2 protein-coding genes are annotated in these 1,357 nt (G+C 72.3%); both read left to right on the top strand.

What is annotated here, in order from left to right; all coding sequences use genetic code 11:
- A partial coding sequence (locus AC5LSR_RS21075; protein ID WP_493465489.1) for a DsbA family protein occupies positions 1-646 on the top strand: 646 nt, incomplete at its 5' end.
- A 60-nt stretch (positions 647-706) separates the two neighbouring features.
- On the top strand, positions 707-1,357 hold a 651-nt coding region (locus tag AC5LSR_RS21080), incomplete at its 3' end, for a class I SAM-dependent methyltransferase (protein ID WP_493468883.1).

Consider the following 1,357-nt stretch of genomic DNA (forward strand, 5'->3'; position numbering starts at 1 on the left):
GGTGGTCGTGGCCGTGCTCGCGGTGGCCGCGCTGATCGGCGTCGCCGTCCAGAGCAACCGGACGGAATCCGCACCGGTGGTGCTGCCGGTGACCGCGACCGGCACCGACAACGGGATCACCGTCGGCCGGGCGGACGCCCCCGTCACCGTGGACTTCTACGAGGACTTCCAGTGCCCGGTCTGCGAGGAACTGGAGACCGCGCTCGGCCCGGGCATCCAGCAAATGATCGGTGATGGACGGATCAAAGCCGTCTATCACATGATGTCCTTCCTCGGGCCGGAATCCGTGCGGGCGGCGAACGCCGCTGCCGCCGCCGCCCAGGAAGGTAAATTCAAGGAATACCATGACATTCTCTACGCCAACCAGCCGCGCGAGCACAGCAGCGGATACCAGAACGGCACGCTGACGGAATTCGGCGCCAGCGTGGGCCTGACCTCCCCCGCGTTCATCGACGCGGTGCGTGACGGCACCTACAACGGCTATGTCGCGAAAGTCGAGGACGACGCGTCCAGGCGTGGTGTGACCGGCACCCCGACCGTGCTCGTCAACGGCCGGCAACTGGCCCCGCGGTCCCTGACCCCCCAGGGCTTCACCGCCGCGGTGGCCGCTGCCGCCGGCACCCCCGCGCCGGCGGCCACCGGCTGACCACGCCCTCGTGTGGCCACGACACGGCAGACCGTGGCCACACGAGGTGAGATAACGACTATGGACGCCGCCCAGTGGGACCGCCGGCACGCTGGCACCGGCCTGCTGTGGACCGCCGAGCCGAACCAGGTCGTGGTCGAACACCTCACCGGGCTCACCCCCGGGCGTGCCCTGGACCTCGCCTGCGGCGAGGGGCGCAACGCCGTCTGGCTCGCCACCCAGGGCTGGCGGGTCACCGGCGTGGACTTCTCCCAGGTCGCGATCCGCAAGGCACGCGAGCTCTCCCGCCGCTTCGACGTGACACCGGAGTGGATCCACGCCGACGTCATGGTCTGGACGCCGCGGCCGGCGTCCTACGAGCTGGTCATCATCTGCTACCTGCACCTGGCGCCCGAGCAGCGGCGGGACGTGCTGCGCTGCGCGGTCGACGCGACCGTCCCGGGCGGGACGCTGCTGGTCATCGGGCACGACCGGGCGAACCTGCGGCACGGTGACGTCATCCCCGCCGACCCCGAGCTCCTGCTCGACGCCGACGATCTGCTGACGGAGCTGGCTGCCGGCCCGCCCCTGCGGATCAGCCGGGCCGGCCGCGTCCGCGGGCCGCTGCGCGGCGACGGCAACCGGCACCCGGTGGTCGACACCCTGCTGGTGGGGCGCCGGCCCGGCCCGGTGTCCCCCCACCCGGCGCTCGTCGAGCCGGCGGCGGGGGCG

It is taken from the genome of Protofrankia sp. CiP1_Cm_nod4 (genome assembly GCF_982290645.1).